7 protein-coding genes are annotated in these 17118 nt (G+C 39.7%); 4 read left to right on the forward strand and 3 right to left on the reverse strand.

Annotated features, from left to right (window positions below; all coding sequences use genetic code 11):
• The first annotated feature begins 14 nt into the window (after window positions 1-14).
• From H6G69_RS26385 to H6G69_RS26395, 3 genes are all read left to right on the forward strand, one after another.
• Window positions 15-5444, forward strand: coding sequence for an ATP-binding sensor histidine kinase (locus H6G69_RS26385; protein WP_190692083.1), 5430 nt, complete (start codon window positions 15-17; stop codon window positions 5442-5444).
• Between the two features lie 150 nt (window positions 5445-5594).
• Window positions 5595-7358, forward strand: a complete 1764-nt coding sequence (locus H6G69_RS26390) for an AAA-like domain-containing protein (protein ID WP_190692084.1) — start codon at window positions 5595-5597, stop codon at window positions 7356-7358.
• 1 nt (window position 7359) lies between these two features.
• Window positions 7360-10752: an AAA-like domain-containing protein gene (locus H6G69_RS26395; RefSeq protein WP_190692085.1), complete on the forward strand. Its 3393-nt coding sequence runs from the start codon at window positions 7360-7362 to the stop codon at window positions 10750-10752.
• Between the two features lie 124 nt (window positions 10753-10876).
• On the opposite strand, the gene H6G69_RS26400 is transcribed toward H6G69_RS26395, so the two are convergent.
• Window positions 10877-12004 carry an acyltransferase family protein gene (locus H6G69_RS26400; protein ID WP_190692086.1) on the reverse strand — a complete coding sequence of 376 codons (1128 nt, stop codon included), beginning with the start codon at window positions 12002-12004 and terminating at the stop codon, window positions 10877-10879.
• A 172-nt stretch (window positions 12005-12176) separates the two neighbouring features.
• On the opposite strand from H6G69_RS26400, the gene H6G69_RS26405 reads away from it, so the two are divergent.
• Window positions 12177-13535, forward strand: a complete 1359-nt coding sequence (locus tag H6G69_RS26405) for a TrpB-like pyridoxal phosphate-dependent enzyme (protein WP_190692087.1) — start codon at window positions 12177-12179, stop codon at window positions 13533-13535.
• A 350-nt stretch (window positions 13536-13885) separates the two neighbouring features.
• Here H6G69_RS26405 and H6G69_RS26410 read toward each other — a convergent pair whose 3' ends face one another.
• Both H6G69_RS26410 and H6G69_RS26415 read right to left on the reverse strand, forming a co-directional pair.
• Window positions 13886-15142, reverse strand: coding sequence for an HhoA/HhoB/HtrA family serine endopeptidase (locus H6G69_RS26410; protein WP_190692088.1), 1257 nt, complete (start codon window positions 15140-15142; stop codon window positions 13886-13888).
• Window positions 15143-15248: 106 nt separating this feature from the next.
• Window positions 15249-16631, reverse strand: coding sequence for an aminopeptidase P family protein (locus H6G69_RS26415; protein ID WP_190692089.1), 1383 nt, complete (start codon window positions 16629-16631; stop codon window positions 15249-15251).
• Window positions 16632-17118 lie beyond the last annotated feature (487 nt).

Consider the following 17118-nt stretch of genomic DNA (forward strand, 5'->3'; position numbering starts at 1 on the left):
AAGAGTTAAGAATTATGATTTACACTCTTTTAAAGATTCCTGGATATCGCATCAGCGAACAACTCTATAATGGCTCCCGAACACTCGTTTATCGCGCAGTTAGAGAAAAGGACTCAACACCAGTAGTTATCAAACTGCTGAAAAATCCTTATCCCAGCTTCAGCGAACTGTTGTTATTTCGCAATCAATACACCATTGGCAAAAATCTCAACTCACCTCTGATTATTCACACTTATAGCCTCGAATCATTCCAAAATGGCTATATGTTAGTTATGGAAGACTTTGGCGGAATTTCTCTCAAGGAGTGGATAATTGGTAAAATTTTACCATCTCTAGAAGAGTTTTTAGAAATAGCGATCGCTCTGTGTGACATTCTCAACTTACTCTATCATGAGAGAATTATCCACAAAGATATTAAACCCAGCAATATCTTAATTAACCCTGAAACTAAAGAAATTAAACTAATCGACTTTAGTATTGCATCTCTTCTACCTAGAGAAATCCAAACCTTAGTTAATCCCTGTATTTTAGAAGGAACATTAGCTTATATTTCTCCAGAACAGACAGGGAGAATGAATCGTGGGATTGACTATCGCACAGATTTTTATTCTCTTGGTATAACTTTTTATGAATTACTCACAAGCAAGTTACCATTTTCATCAACTGATGTGATGGAATTGGTACATTCTCATATTGCCAAAATTCCCCTATCCATACATGAAATTAATCCAGCTATCCCCTTGGTTATCTCAAAAATCGTCAGCAAGTTGATGGCGAAAAATGCTGAAAATAGATATAAAAGTGCATTAGGATTGAAATATGATTTAGAAAAATGTCTAAATCAACTAAGAGAAACTGGTCAGATTGAAGAATTTGAAATTGCTACTAGGGATGTGTGCGATCGCTTTATCATTCCTGATAAACTTTATGGACGAGATAAGGAAGTTCAAACCCTCCTAGAAGCCTTTGAGAGAGTCAGCCAGGGTACAACAGAAATGATGCTTGTCGCTGGTTTCTCTGGAATTGGGAAGACCGCCGTTGTCAACGAAGTGCATAAACCCATTGTTAGACAACGTGGTTATTTTATCAAAGGTAAATATGACCAATTTCAAAGGAATATTCCCTTTAGTGCATTTGTCCAAGCCTTTCGTGATTTAATGGGGCAATTATTGACCGAAAGCGATGTACAGATTCAAGAATGGAAAAATAAAATCTTAGAAGCTGTGGGTGACAATGGTCAAGTAATCATTGAAGTCATCCCCGAATTGGAAAACATTATTGGCAAACAACCAGTAGCCGTAGAACTATCAGGAACAGCCGCCCAAAATCGCTTTAATTTATTATTTCAAAGATTCACCCAAATCTTTACAACCCCTGAACATCCCTTAGTCATATTTTTAGATGATTTGCAATGGGCAGATTCCGCATCACTCAAATTAATGCAGCTATTAATGGCTGATACTGGTTATCTTTTTATTATTGGAGCCTATCGTGATAATGAAGTCTATCCTGGACATCCCTTATTATTAACCTTAAATGACATTCAAAAAACACAAGCAACAATAAACACAATTACTTTAGCACCACTCACTCAAGTACAAGTCAATAAATTAGTTGCTGATACACTCAAATGTCCAGAAGATTTAGCCTGGAATCTTTCTGTATTAATCTATCAAAAAACTCAAGGTAATCCATTTTTTGCAAGCCAATTTCTCAAAGCACTGCATCAAGATGAACTGATTCAATTTGATTTTGATTTAAGCTGTTGGCAATGTGATATTTCCCAAGTAAAAATGCAAGCTGTTACAGATGATATTGTGGCTTTTATGAGCTTGCAATTACGTAAATTACCGCCCTCAACCCAAGAAGTATTGCAATTAGCTGCTTGTATTGGTAACTCGTTTGATTTAGCAACTTTAGCGATTGTTTCTGAGCAATCCGAAATTGAAGTGGCATCTGCATTGTGGAAAGCATTACAAGAAGGATTAGTTTTACCGATAGGTGATATTTATAAGTTTTATGTCGGTCAAAAAATTACCTCAAATACATTGGAAAATCATCAACAAACTGTTAATTACAAATTTTTACATGACCGAGTACAACAAGCAGCACACTCATTGATTGCTGAAGATACAAAACAAATCACACATCTGACCATTGGGCGATTATTACTCAAGAACACACCGTCAGAACTTCGGGAAGAAAAGATTTTTGCGATAGTCAACCAACTCAACATCGGTATTGAGCTATTAGATACTCCAACTCAACGCGACGAATTAGCACGGCTCAATCTAGTAGCTGGGAAAAAAGCTATTTACTCCACAGCCTACTCTGCGGCGGTTGAATACTTGGGAATTGGCTGCAAACTGCTCTTGCCAAACTGTTGGACAGAACAATACGATCTAGCCTTGGCACTTTACCAGGAGTTGGCATCAGCTTATCTTCTCAATTGTGAATTCAGAGAAACAGAAACCTATGTACAAATAGTTTTAGACCACGCCAAAACGGTACTTGACACCGTGAAAGTGAGTGAACTGAAAATTCAGGCACTCATCTCACAGCACAAGCTGAAAGAATCTGTGAATATTGCCTTGGATTTTCTCAAGCTCCTGGGTGTGGAGTTTCCCAAAAACCCAACTTTAGTAGATGTACAGCAAGGCTATGAAACGATGAAATCGTTTCTGACAGCCAATAATCTCACCGTTGCTGGATTACTCGATTTACCGATTAATCAAAATTCAAATAGTCACTCGGCGGCGGCACGAATTATTACTAGTACAATTCCGGCTATCTTTTGTACCAACACCAATCTCCTCAGCCTAGCAACATTCAAACAGGTAGAACTAGCTATTAAACATGGCAATACCGAATTTACTACCGTTGCTTATAGCCTCTGTGGATTTATGGCCTTCTGTGCCTTTAATGATTTTGATTTAGGCTTTGATTTTGGTCAACTTAGTATCGATTTGCTAGAAAAACTGGATGCCAAAGCATTAAAAGGTCGGGTATTTCAAGCATTTTATGGTCACATCAAAGCGTGGCACTCACACTTGCGAGACACGATTAATCCCCTCCTGGAAGGTTATCAAAGTGGACTGGAAACTGGCGATTTAGAATTTGCTAGTTATAATGCCACTCTGCATTGTTACCACTCCTATTTTGCAGGAACAGAACTTGGGGAGATGGAACAAATGATGGCAACCTATTATCCAATTATCGAAAAAACCCTCAAGCAGATAAAATCCCTCAACTGGCACATAGTATTCTATGAATCTATTTTGAAACTGCAAGGCAAAACTTGGCAGACAAAGAGTTTCGGCGGCAAAATTGACCCCACGGACAATCCCGCTACGATTTCTCTAGAACAAGATGACTACACATTAGTTCAAGATGATAATACACTACTCAACGCCATTTATCTCAATAAACTGATACTGTCCTATCTGTTTGGTGATTATTCCACCGCCATTAAATGGAGTGTGCTAACTGAGCAATACATCGTTGGTGTTGTAGGGATGTATATGATCCCTATCCTTTATTTGTATGATTCCTTGGCTAGACTGGCGTACTTCCAACAAGCTAATCAGTCTGAGCAAGCGGCTTTACTGGAAAAAGTCGCTGCTAATCAAGATAAGTACCGAGTTTGGATGCAGTATGCACCCATGAACTACGCCCATAAGTTCTATCTGGTGCAAGCAGAGCAACAGCGCGTTTTAGGCTGCTTTCTTGATGCAATTGAATTATACGACAAGGCGATCGCTGGTGCTAAAGAAAATGGCTATCTTCAAGAAGAAGCCCTCGCCAACGAATTAGCCGCCAAATTTTACTGGAGTTGGGGGAAAGAGAAATTTGCCGCTCTTTATATGCAAGAAGCATATTACTGTTATGCCCATTGGGGAGCAAAAGCCAAAGTTGCAGACTTAGAAAAACGCTATCCCCAATTACTTGCGCCAATATTAAAGCAAAGCCGTTCGGTTGTTTCTACTAATGAAACTATCATCAGCTTGGGAACTGTCACATCTACCAGTTCTTCAAGTTCTAGCAGCAGTGTCTCAGATACTCTAGATTTAAAAGCAATTCTCAAAGCATCTCAGGCTATCTCCGGTGCAATCGAACTAGACAAACTACTTTTCTCGTTACTTTCCATCATCATTGAAAATGCTGGGGCTGATAAATGCGTGTTAATGTTGTTGCGAGATGATCGTCTGATAATTAAAGGCTCAATTACCCAGGGAACAAACCCAGTAGTATTGCAGAACCTTCAGGTTGAAGACAGTCAGGATATTCCCCATAAGCTGATTTACAAAGTCAAGAACAGTCAACAAACTGTTGTCTTATTAGATGCAACCGCAGATACTACCTTAGCCAACGACCCATACATTATCCATCAACAGCCGAAAAGTATTTTATGCAGCCCGATTTTGCATCAAGGCAAATTATTGGGGATTTTATATCTAGAAAATAAATTAACAAAGGGAGCTTTTACGAGCGATCGCATCGAAATACTCTACCTCATCTGCGCTCAAGCTGCCATCTCTCTAGAAAATGCTCGACTTTATGAATCTGCTCAAGAATATGCCCAAAAGTTAGAGCAAGCATTCACTGATTTGCAAAATGCACAATTGCAGATAGTTCAAAGTGAAAAGATGTCCGCTTTGGGTAACTTAGTTGCTGGTGTCGCTCACGAAATGAATAATCCTTTAGGATTTATTGCGGCAACTCTCAAACAAGCTAAACCAACAATCGTCGAATTGAGTGAACACATCAAATTGTATCAAGAAACTTTTCCAGACAAGAGTGATAAAATTCAAGACCACGAGTCAGAAATTGACTTAGATTATAGCTTAGAAGACTTGCCAAAGATGATGAATGCAATGGTCATGGCTTGCGATAGATTAAAAAATATCAGCACTTCCCTCCGCACTTTCTCCCGTGCTGACCGAGATTACAAAGTCCCATTTAATCTTCACGAAGGCATTGATAGCACAATTTTAATTCTCAAACATCGTCTCAAAGCCAACGAACAACGTCCGGCAATTGCAGTAATCACTAACTACGGGGATTTACCCCAAATTGAATGTTTCCCTGGGCAATTAAATCAGGTATTTATGAATATTTTGGCGAATGCCATTGACGCATTAGATGAATCGAATCATGGCAAGAGTTTTGAATCAATTCAAGCTCATCCTAACCAAATTACAATTACCACATCAATAGCCGCTCAATCCGTGAACATCTCCATTGCTGATAACGGTAAGGGGATGAGTGCAGAGATACAACAAAAGATATTTGACCATTTATTTACTACTAAAGCTGTCGGTAAAGGTACAGGTTTAGGATTAGCTATAGCAAAGCAAATTGTCGCAGAAAAACACGGTGGTAAAATCACTGTCAATTCTGTTCTGGGTGCAGGAACAGAATTTATCATTTCTCTTCCCATATAGAGAGAGATTTTTCGTAAAAGCGCACAACAGTTGGTTTTTAAATCAAGCTTTTGTGTTAATTGTTTCAGGTTGAAGAATCCTTTTTGTAAAATTCAAATTTCTTGAATTAGTATGGGTAACAACTTCAACAGTTAAGCAAAAGCTTTACGTATGAATACGCAAGTAAAAAAAATTCTGATTTTAGCTTCTAACCCCAGAAACTCAACAAAACTACGTCTAGATGAAGAAATTCGAGAAATAGATAACGCTTTAAAAAGCTCTAAACATCGAGAGCAATTTGAACTAAAGCAACAATGGGCCGTTCGTCCTAGAGATATGCGTAAGGCATTACAAGACAATGAACCACAAATTGTTCATTTTTCTGGTCATGGTTCAGGTGAAGAAGGATTAGTTTTAGAAGATGTTACAGGCCAAGCTCAACTTGTCAGTACAGAAGCGCTCGCTGGAATGTTTGAATTGTGTGCCGACCAAGTAGAGTGCGTAGTCTTAAACGCCTGTTATTCAGAGGTACAAGCAAATGCAATCGCCCAATATATCAAGTATGTGATTGGGATGAATCAAGCTGTTGGCGACCAAGCAGCATTGGAATTTGCGATCGGTTTTTATGATGCTTTAGGTGCAGGTCGTTCGATTGAATATGCTTATAAATCAGGATGTGTGAGCATTCAAATGGCAGGAATTTCTGAGCAACTAACACCTGTCTTAATAACTGGTAAACAAACTACAAATAGTTTAATTTATTCCTCTTCGGCATATGTTGAATCTGAAGTTAGAAATCACAAATTAACCACTTCTAATTCAGTCTCAACTGTGATTCATCCAAGCGAAATTCCTTTACATAACAATATTAATTCCTCTGTTAGTGACGATTCCCAGCCAGAGATAAATTTATTAGATATCGATGACCCAGAAGGACAAGTCCCTTTAGACTCACGCTTATATATTGAACGTCCTCCTAATGAAACTCGTTGTTACGAGACAATTCTCAAACCAGGCGCACTTATTCGGATTAAAGCACCTCGTCAAATGGGCAAATCTTCCTTAATGCTCAGAATTCTTCATCATGCAATCAATCACAATTATCGTGCCGTATCATTAAACTTACAATCTGCGGGTGGGCAAGTTATTGCCAGTCTTGAACAATTTTTGTATTGGTTTTGTGCTCGAATAACTCGCAAATTAAATTTGCCAGACCAATTAAAAGACTATTGGCAAGGGCCGATGAGTAGTAATGATAAATGTACAGATTACTTCGAGTTATTTTTACTAGAAAATCTTAATTGTCCTTTGTTATTGTGCTTAGATGAAGTTGATGAATTATTTAAGCACCCAGAAATTGCTAATGACTTTTTTGGACTATTACGCGCTTGGCATGAAGAAGCCAAAATAAATCCTGTTTGGCAAAATCTGCGAATGGTAATTATCCATTCCAAAGAAGTTTATATCCCCCTGAATATTAACCAGTCACCTTTTAATGTCGGGGTTCCTATTGAATTATTTCCTTTTACACGCACACAGGTTATGGAATTAATTCAAAAGCATGGGATGAACTGGTCAGAGTCAAAAATAGATCAATTGATGGAGTTGGTCAATGGACATCCTTACTTATTGCGAATGGCATTGTATCAAATTATCAAAAATGGAGTACCGCTAGCATCACTCACAGAAATTGCTCCAACTGAAGGCTGGTTATTTGGAGAACATTTACGTCGCCATCTCTATAACTTAGAAGAAAATCCGACGCTTATTTCTGTTTTCAAGCAAGTATTAGCTGTTAATCAACCACTTTCTATCAAAACAGCAGATGCTTTTAAACTTGCCAGTATGGGGTTAGTACGCTATGAAGGTAATGCCGTCAGTCCTCTGTGCAATCTTTATCGCCGATATTTTCAAGAGAGATTAGGAGTAATTTAACGTGTCTGTAATTAATTCTCCTTTTGATTATCAAGTTGGTGGTAGTCTTCCTATTGATGCGCTAACTTATGTGCGACGACAAGCTGATGAAGAACTTTACCAAGCATTAAAAGCTGGAGAGTTTTGTTATGTACTCAACTCTAGACAAATGGGTAAGTCTAGTTTACGTGTTCAGACAATGCAAAGATTACAGGCAGATGGCATAGTTTGTGTAGCTGTTGATATTACAAGAATTGGCACTTGCGAGATTACATCAGAGCAATGGTACGCAGGTATGATTAAAAATATTGCTCAACCACTAGGACTGCGACGTAATTTCAATTTAAATAGTTGGTGGGCAGAAAATAGTCTATTATCTTACGTCCAAAGATTTGCTACTTTTTTAGAAGAAGTTTTACTCGCATCAATTACTCAAAATATTGTCATCTTTATTGATGAAATTGATAGTATTTTGAGTTTACCATTTAAGATGGATGAGTTTTTTGCGCTGATTCGAGAATGTTTTAACCGCCGAGCAGAACGGAAAGATTATCGGCGATTAACCTTTGTACTTTTAGGAGTAGCAACTCCATCAGATTTAATTAGCAATAAACAAACTACACCGTTTAATATTGGTCGTCTCATTAAATTAAAGGGATTTCAACTGCATGAATGCCAACCATTAATGCAAGGCTTGGCAATTAAAACTAATAATCCGCAATCTTTAATTCAAGCAATCCTTAACTGGACTGGAGGGCAACCATTTTTAACACAAAAACTGTGTAAATTAATCCTACATTCTGAAGCAGCAGTTCTTGATGGGCAAGAAGTTAAATGGCTGGAGAATTTAGTCACAACGAAAATAATTGATAATTGGGAAGCTCAAGATAGTCCAGAACATTTGAAAACAATTCGAGATAGATTGTTTTATAGTCAAGAACAAAAGACAGGACGCTTGCTAGGCCTATATCAGAAAGTTTTAGAACAAGGAGAAATTGCCAATAATGACAAATTTGATCGGATGGATTTGTTATTAACAGGATTAATTCGAGAAACATCCTCTAAGAACTTAACAGTTTATAACCGCATCTATGCTGAAGTTTTTAATCAAGAATGGTTAGCCGAAGCATTAGGAAAACTACGTCCTTATGCGGATACGTTAAATATGTGGGTCATATCGAAGTTTCAAGATGAGTCACGTTTGTTACGAGGACAAGCATTATATGATGCTCAAAGTTGGGCTGAAGGTAAAAGTTTGAGTGAACTAGATTATCAGTTTTTGGCTGCTAGTCAAAAATTAGAAAATCAAGAGGCTCAAGTGGCTCTCTATGCCCAAAAAAAAGCTAATAAAATTTTATTAACGGCTAAGAAACTGGCTGAACTCAAGATTGAACAAAGTTTGATAGAAACGGAAATCGTTCTCAAAAGTGCATCCTCTAAAGCATTTTTTATTTCTCATCAAATTTTTGAAGCTTTGCTTGATGCTTTAGCTGCTGGTCAACAGTTGCAAGATTTAGAGCAATTAACCCAAATTCGTTCTGATTCTCGGTTACATTTAATTACTGCATTACAACAAGCTATTTATGCTATTCATGAACAAAACCGTTTAGAAGGTAATTATAGTGAGTTAAATACTATTGTTTTTAGTCCTACTAATGATTATATTATTTTTGCTGGCAATGATGGAATTGTCTATATCTGGAGTATAGAAGGTAAATTATTGCAAAATTTATTTGTATCTAAAACAATTATTCGCAGTGTTAGTTTTAGTTCTGATGGCAAATTTGTTGCTACTGCTTCTCGGGACTCGATAGTTCGCATTTGGCATCGAGATAAAACACAGAAAAATATCTTTTTTGAGCAACCATTTGTCATGCTTTCCGGGCATAAAGGTGCTGTTTTAGATGTTTGTTTTAGTCCAAATAACGATTTAATTGCTACTTGTAGTGAAGATGGAACTATTCGGATTTGGCGTGTTATTGATGGCTGTTTATTAAATGTATTAAAAAGTTCACATCAACGCTGGATTAACTGTATTGCTTTTAGCCCAGATGGCAATCAAATTATTTCTGGTGGTGCAGACTGTAAACTGAGCTTTTGGAGTATCAATGGTGCTTTATTAAAAGAAATTGATGCCCATCGCAGTTTTATTGAAGATGTATGTTTTTCTCCTTATGGGCAAATGATTGCTACGGCCAGTCGTGATAAGACTGTCAAGCTTTGGAATTATACAGGAGAGTGCTTAAAAATATTGGAAGGTCATAGCGATCGCGTTTGGCAAGTGTGTTTTAGTCCCGATGCTACTAAACTTGCTTCTGCTAGTTCAGATAAAACTATCAAAATTTGGGATCTTGATGGCAATTTGTTAAAAACATTTAATGCTCATCGAGATGTTGTCACCAGTGTAGCTTTTAGTGCTGATGGTACAAAACTGGCAAGTGCTAGTAAAGACGCTAGCTCTAAACTCTGGAATTTACAAGGTATTCAACCTAAATCTCTGGCTGGCCATACTCAAGTCGTTACCTGTATTGCTTTTGCCCCTGATAATCAATTAGTTGCCACTGCTAGTAAAGATTGCACTATCAATATTTGGAATTATCAAACACATCAGTTATGTATCAAACTCAAAGGTCATACAACCGCATTATCTCATTTATCTTTTGATTTTACTGGAAAAAATTTAATTTCTGTTAGCAGCGATAGTGTGAGAATTTGGTCAGTGGATGGAGAAATCAAGCAGGTAATTAAAACTCCTAATTCGTCTGTTGCTAATATTAGTTTTTGTGCAGACAAAAACAGCTTTGCTTTTTTTGATAAAAATAACCATATCCAAGTTTGGACAATACAAGGCGATTACGTCAAGACTTTTCAGTATCCTTGGATGATTTATGGGATTGCTTTTAGTCCTTGTGATCACATCTTGGCTTCAGTTGGACAAGATAAATTTCTGAATTTGTGGAATACTGTAGACAAAAAATTAATCAAAAAATTGCCTGGGCATACGGCAGATATATACGTTGTTGGTTTTAGTCCTGATGGTAAAATGATTGCTACCGGAGGATTTGATCAAAGTGTGAAAATTTGGAGAATCGCAGAAGATATCCCAATCAATCTTAGTGGACATAAAGCACCTATTCGTAGTCTTTCGTTTAGTCCCAATAATGAATTCCTCGCTTCTGCTGATATACAAGGTATCATTAAAATCTGGAGTGTGACAGGTAGAGAAATTCACACTCTAAAAGGTGGCAAAAATAAATTTGCATATATTAGTTTTAGTCCTGATGGTAAAACTTTAGCTGTAAACGATCATATTGGGAATGTGATTCTTTGGAATTTTGACATCACTGAACTTCTAAACATGGGAAGAGAGTGGATGCGAGATTATCTTGCTAATAATACAAATGTGATGAAATAAATACAGCTTTTTTCATCCCTATGAAGTACATTGACAGCATTTTTGACATGGATGAGGTTAGAGGTTAGGGGCTAGAAAAATGGGCGTTGCATAAATGCGGGATGAATTTAGAGCTTATGAGGAATTAGACTTTGACAAACCAGCGTTGTCTATACATGAAGACTGCTACAGCCCACCATAATAAGACAGTAACAAGGGCAAATAGTAGTGAACCATTAAAAGTACCTGCCCAGGATGCGAAGATGTTTTGATATATCCAGTTGTAGGTGCTGGGGGCGTTTTCGCCTGTGCCTATGGTGGTTTTCACTAAGATTTTAATTAGTAACACAGATGCGACAAAAATAGCGATCGCATTTAAGCCCATAATTTCCAAAGGTTTACTCCAGCGTTTAATTAATCGTACTTCGATAAGTTCATAACAAAGAGCTAATAATAATAAAGCCCAACCACTGGTAAAAACAACATAAGAACTTGTCCATAGTTTTTTGTTAATAGGAAATACCCAACCCCAAGCCCAACCAATTATCAAGCAACCAATACCAAATAAAGCTAACCCTACACTAGTGCGTGTTTGTACGGGCTGTTTGCGTATCCATTCCCCTGTGAAGTACCCAGTGAGGACGCTAACCACCGCCGGAATTGTACTCAAAAGTCCTTCTGGGTCTCCCATGTTTTTGAAACCATCACCTGCATATAGATGAGCTTTGGGAATAATTAGACGGTCGATGTATGCACCAAAGTTACCATCGCGTGTCAGCACACCTGCACCATATTCAGGAACTGGAACATACATCATAGTTAGCCAGTAACCGATGAGTAAGACTGCGGCTAATATCCATTGTCCTTTACGTGGCAGGTTGAGAACTACCAAGGAAGCTAGCAGGTAACTTAAGCTGATGCGTTGCAACACTCCCATAATCCGGATGCTGCTGAAATCAAAAGTCCAGACACCTTTATTCCAAAAGCCGTTTAATAATAAACCTAAAACAAATAAAATAGCCGCACGGCGGAATATGCGCCCATAAACAGCCGAGGTTGGTTTGTTATCTGCGGTGTATTTTGACAAAGAAAATGTCATCGCCACACCAACAATAAATAAAAAGAAAGGAAATACTAAATCAGTTGGTGTGCAACCATGCCAGTCAGCATGAGCTAAAGGAGGATATACATCATCAGCGACTCCTGCCATATTGACAAGAATCATCCCAGCAATAGTGATACCACGAAAAACATCGAGTGAGGTCAGGCGCATAGCGGAAAATAGTGTCGATGAAAATCTAAACTACTGTGCATAGTGCCAAATTTATAGTTTTTGATACAAGGTGAAATATTTTATCTGGCCTATTGTCTTTTGGTAGGATACTGCGATCGCAGCTTTCTTAGACAATAAGAAGTATGTTAATTTACCTGCCTTAACTCTTGCTATGGAAACAATTAAATACATTCTCAGCGAAGACCAAATGCCCACAGCTTGGTACAACATTCAAGCTGACATCCCACAACCATTACCACCAGTTTTACATCCAGGTACGGGTCAACCAATTACACCAGATGATTTATTACCTCTGTTCCCCTTAGCTTTAATTGAACAAGAAGTTACTCAACAAAGGTGGATTGAGATTCCCGACGCAGTACGCTCTATATATTGCCAATGGAGACCGACACCGCTTTATCGCGCCCGTCGTTTAGAACAAGCTTTAGATACACCAGCCAAAATTTATTACAAGTATGAAGGCGTGAGTCCTGCTGGTAGTCATAAACCAAATACTGCCGTTGCCCAAGCGTACTATAACAAACAAGCTGGAGTCAAAAAACTCACAACCGAAACCGGAGCCGGACAATGGGGTTCATCTTTAGCCTTTGCTGGTGCGCTATTTGGTTTAGAAGTATTGGTTTACATGGTGAATGTCAGCTATCAGCAAAAACCTTATCGCCGCGCTTTCATGGAGAGTTACGGCGCGAGAGTTGTCGCTAGTCCTAGCAACCAAACCCAAGCCGGACGCAAAATTTTAGCAGAATATCCCAACAGCACAGGCAGTTTAGGCATTGCCATTAGTGAAGCGGTGGAAGTAGCAGCTGGGGATGAACAAACTAAATATGCTTTAGGCAGTGTTCTCAATCATGTATTACTGCATCAAACTGTGATTGGGCAAGAAGCATTAAAACAATTAGAACTAGCGGGAGATTACCCGGATATTGTCATTGGCTGTACAGGCGGCGGTAGTAACTTTGCGGGTATTGCCTTTCCCTTTATCGGTGCAAAATTGCGGGGAGAAAGAGATATACGAGTCATTGCTGTGGAACCAGCAGCTTGTCCTTCCTTAACGCGGGGCAAATATGCTTATGATTTTGGTGATACGGCACAGCTAACTCCCCTCACCAAAATGCACACGTTAGGTAGTAGCTTTGTGCCAGAAGGTATTCACGCTGGTGGTTTGCGCTACCACGGTATGGCTCCTTTAGTTAGTCATATTGTCAATTTAGGATTAGTAGAAACCCGTGCTGAATATCAACTAGGTTGCTTTGCGGCGGGATTAACTTTTGCCCGAGCCGAAGGCATTTTACCAGCACCAGAAGCGAACCATGCCGTCAAAGCTGCTATTGATGAAGCTTTGCGTTGTCAGGAAACAGGTGTCAGCAAGACTATACTATTTAATCTTTGCGGTCATGGCCACTTTGATATGCAAGCTTACATTGATTACCAAGCTGGAAAGCTAGTTGATACCGAATATAGTGCAGCAGAAGTGGCAATGGCGCTAGCGGGATTACCTGTGGTTGGTTAATCTGATACCAAGTTATATCGTGTCCTGTTAAAGACTTATCATTCAGGCCGCAGGGGGCAGGGAGCAGGGAGCAGGGAGAAAGTTAAGCAGAAAAGTAGGTTGGGTGTAGCGATAGCGTAACCCAACACAGTATGCTCGGATGTTGGGTTTCGTTCCTCAAACGCCAGTTGCTTCATGTCGGGGAACCCGCCCAACGCACTGGCTCCCCAACCTACGCCAGAATTGGTTTTTAGTCTTAACCCAAGCGTATTGAGTTATACCCTTTCACTTTAAGTTTGCTCCAAATAGGTCGCAGGCGGGCAGGGGAAAAGTGCTATATCTAACACCCCTACACCCCTGAACCCTACACCCTAATTGTCTTGCGCCTGAGATGGGAAAGCACCAGGACGTACAGCTAAAGTTAGTGTTTGTCCTTGACGACGTAACTCTAAACTGACATCACCGCCTACTTGGCTGCTATCTACTGCCCTTTGCACAGCACTGGCATCTGTAACAGCATTACCGTTGAGCTTTTCAATCACATCACCTGCTCTAATTCCGGCTTTTGCGGCGGGAGAGTTAGGCATAACTTTCACAACTAATACCCCTTTATCTTCATCCACATTTAAACCACTGTTGGGGTCAGAATTAATATTTTCTTTGAGTTGTGGTGTTAATCCTACCATCTGAATTCCCAGATAAGGATGTTGGACTTTACCTGTAGTGATTAATTGATTGGCAATACGTTGTGCTGTATTGATCGGAATAGCAAAACCTAAGCCTTGCGCTCCTTGAATAATAGCTGTATTCATAGCAATTACTTCACCACGGTAATTTAGTAAAGGGCCGCCAGAGTTACCGGGGTTAATTGCTGCATCAGTTTGAATATAATCTACACGCTTATCAGCAGCACCAATTTGATTACTGCTGCGTCCGGTGGCACTAATAATGCCTGTTGTCACAGTATTATCTAATCCTAAGGGGTTGCCGATCGCGATCGCCCATTCTCCGGGTTGCAATTGTTCTGAGTTACCTATAGTGACTGTTGGTAAATTGTCGGCTTGAATTTTGACAACCGCCACATCGGTTAATTCATCTTTGCCTAATACCTTACCTTTGTAGCTACGCCCATCTTTGAGGGTAACTGTTACCGTATCTGCCCCATCAACAACGTGGGCATTGGTCAAAATTCGACCATCGCCACTGAGAATAAACCCGGAACCTGTACCCCGTTCAACTTTTTCTTGAGCTTGTGGGATATCATCACCAAAAAAGCGCCGGAAAAACGGGTCATTGAACTGTTCTGGGATTTCGGTTTTCACAGTCCGGGAAGAATCAATACGTACTACAGCAGGCCCGACTCTTTGCACCACTTTGGTCACAAAATTAGGATCTGTAGTTGCTGGTAGTGGTGGTGCGGCGTTAACGCGACTTAACGCTAAACTTGACGCAGTTTGTGATACTTGGGGCTGGTTGTTAGCTAAGTAACCTCCAGCTAATGTCATACCAGAACCCAGCAGTACTAATGATAGAGAAGCCGCTGCTTTTTTCCAAGGAGATTGATTGCTGTATTTGGTATGAGAATTGCTATTTAATGGGTGATTATTGCTTGGTATTTGGTCTTGCATTGCTGTCTCAAATTTTATTTAAATGTATTTCTAAGGTAGACAGCGTTTGTTACACATCTGTGACAAGCTTATAGCATAGGTATGAAAATTTTCAATTACCGACAAATCAACCTTGAACAATATTTTCTACAGTATCAGCATCATTGGGTAATGCAGATGTTAAAATATCACCACCAGCTGCTGTCACTAAAACATCATCTTCAATGCGGATGCCACGGACATCAGCAAATTGTGATAAACGCTCCCAATTAACCACATCTCGATATTGAGAACGATTTTGAGCATCATTTAAAATTGCTGGAACTTGGTAAAATCCCGGCTCAATGGTGACTAACATTCCTGCGCGTAGGGGACGATTTAAGCGGAGGTAAACTAAACCTCTTCGGCTACTTCTATTCCTACCGTCTTCATACCCCGCTAAATCTCCTAAATCTTCCATATCATGGACATCTAAACCCAACAAATGCCCAATTCCGTGGGGGAAAAACAGCGCGTGGGCATCCATTTCTACTAAATCTTGCGGATTTCCTTGCAAAATTCCTAAATCTACTAATCCCTCGGCAATTACCGTTGCCGCTAATAAATGAATATCCCTATACTCTACCCCTGGGTGAATCTTGGCAATGCAAGCATCATGAGCCGCTAATACTACATCATAAATATCTCGCTGCGTCGCGCTAAACTTCCCAGAAACAGGCCAAGTCCGCGTTATATCAGCCGCCCAACCCATTGGAGTTTCTGCACCGACATCGGCAAGTAATAAATCTCCTGGCTGGAGTGCGTGATGATACACCTCATTATGTAGAACTTCGCCGTGAACGGTAACAATACTGTTATAAGAAGTGGTCAGATTATGGCTAATAATGACCCCTTCCATCGCCGCCCGGACTTCTGCCTCTAATTTAGCTTTGGGTGTGGCTGCCATCCCCGCTTTGTGGGCGGCAACACTCACCGCCGCAGCTTGGCGTAACTCAGTTAAGGCTTCGGCATCGTGACTCAGGCGTAAAGTTACAATTGCCTTGGCTAATTCTCGGTCTAACCCTTCTAGGTCATCAGGTGAGGATATTTGCCTTCGCAAGACTTGAGACTGTACAAGACTAGTCTGATAATTCTGCACCGGAATTGATGCCGCACCGCTACCTCGATGTTTCAATTCAGACATAGTTCTTGCCACATCTGCGCCTATCTTCTCGGCAATGTCGCTGCGTGTGGGCATTTCTCCATGCCACAAGGCACTGCCAGGTGCAGGATCATCCATAAATAACTCTAACTTCCCGCCCTCGAGACGAATAGCGGCATTAGGTAGCGGTAATCCGGCAAAATATAGAAAATGACTGCTGGCGCGGAATGGATAGGCATTTGCTGGAAAGTTCCGAGGACTGCTAGCGCCAGACCAAAGAATTACAGGAAAATCAATGAGTTGAGCTAGTTTTTGCCGCCTGTTGCGTAGAGTATCGGCAAGGGTACTAGAAATATTGTGGGTCAGCATAAATTAAAACTGGAATACTGGGAATTATGGGTGAAAGTCTAAGCTATCACTTGCTTTATTCACATTCTGCACTATACGACTAAAGTCGCGGTTCATCTTGCACACACACAAAACCCGCCTGCGCGAATTTCAAAATGTGTTGGGAGAGTTTAAGCTGATTTTTTAGACGTTGAATGTTAGGCTGTTCAAGCCAAAATTCAACATCTAAAATTTTTCCGTTTCCTGTATTAGTCTTAACGATAACTAATAACTGCTATCTACTTACGCTGTGATTAGTTATTGTCATCATCTTGATCATTGTCTTTGTCGTCGTCTTTGTCGTCATCGTCATCATCATTTTTCTTAGCTTCGGTGGACTGTTGATTAGTTTGATTGTTATACTGCTCCGAAAAACTTACCTAAACTTACTCAAAGAAAGTTGATTAGTTTAGTGTTTTCTTCCTGCTTCAATCAAGGTAGTCGGCTACTGCTTGTCCACAGGCGTTAA

Origin of the sequence: Nostoc sp. FACHB-110 (genome assembly GCF_014697425.1) — a bacterium.
Classification (GTDB): Bacteria; Cyanobacteriota; Cyanobacteriia; order Cyanobacteriales; family Nostocaceae; genus Nostoc_B.

Coding starts and splice junctions, on each gene's coding strand:
- H6G69_RS26385 (WP_190692083.1), top strand. CDS start 15: ATGATTTACACTCTTTTAAAGATTCCTGGATATCGCATCAGCGAACAA.
- H6G69_RS26390 (WP_190692084.1), top strand. CDS start 5,595: ATGAATACGCAAGTAAAAAAAATTCTGATTTTAGCTTCTAACCCCAGA.
- H6G69_RS26400 (WP_190692086.1), bottom strand. CDS start 12,004: ATGCGCCTGACCTCACTCGATGTTTTTCGTGGTATCACTATTGCTGGG.
- H6G69_RS26405 (WP_190692087.1), top strand. CDS start 12,177: ATGGAAACAATTAAATACATTCTCAGCGAAGACCAAATGCCCACAGCT.
- H6G69_RS26410 (WP_190692088.1), bottom strand. CDS start 15,142: ATGCAAGACCAAATACCAAGCAATAATCACCCATTAAATAGCAATTCT.
- H6G69_RS26415 (WP_190692089.1), bottom strand. CDS start 16,631: ATGCTGACCCACAATATTTCTAGTACCCTTGCCGATACTCTACGCAAC.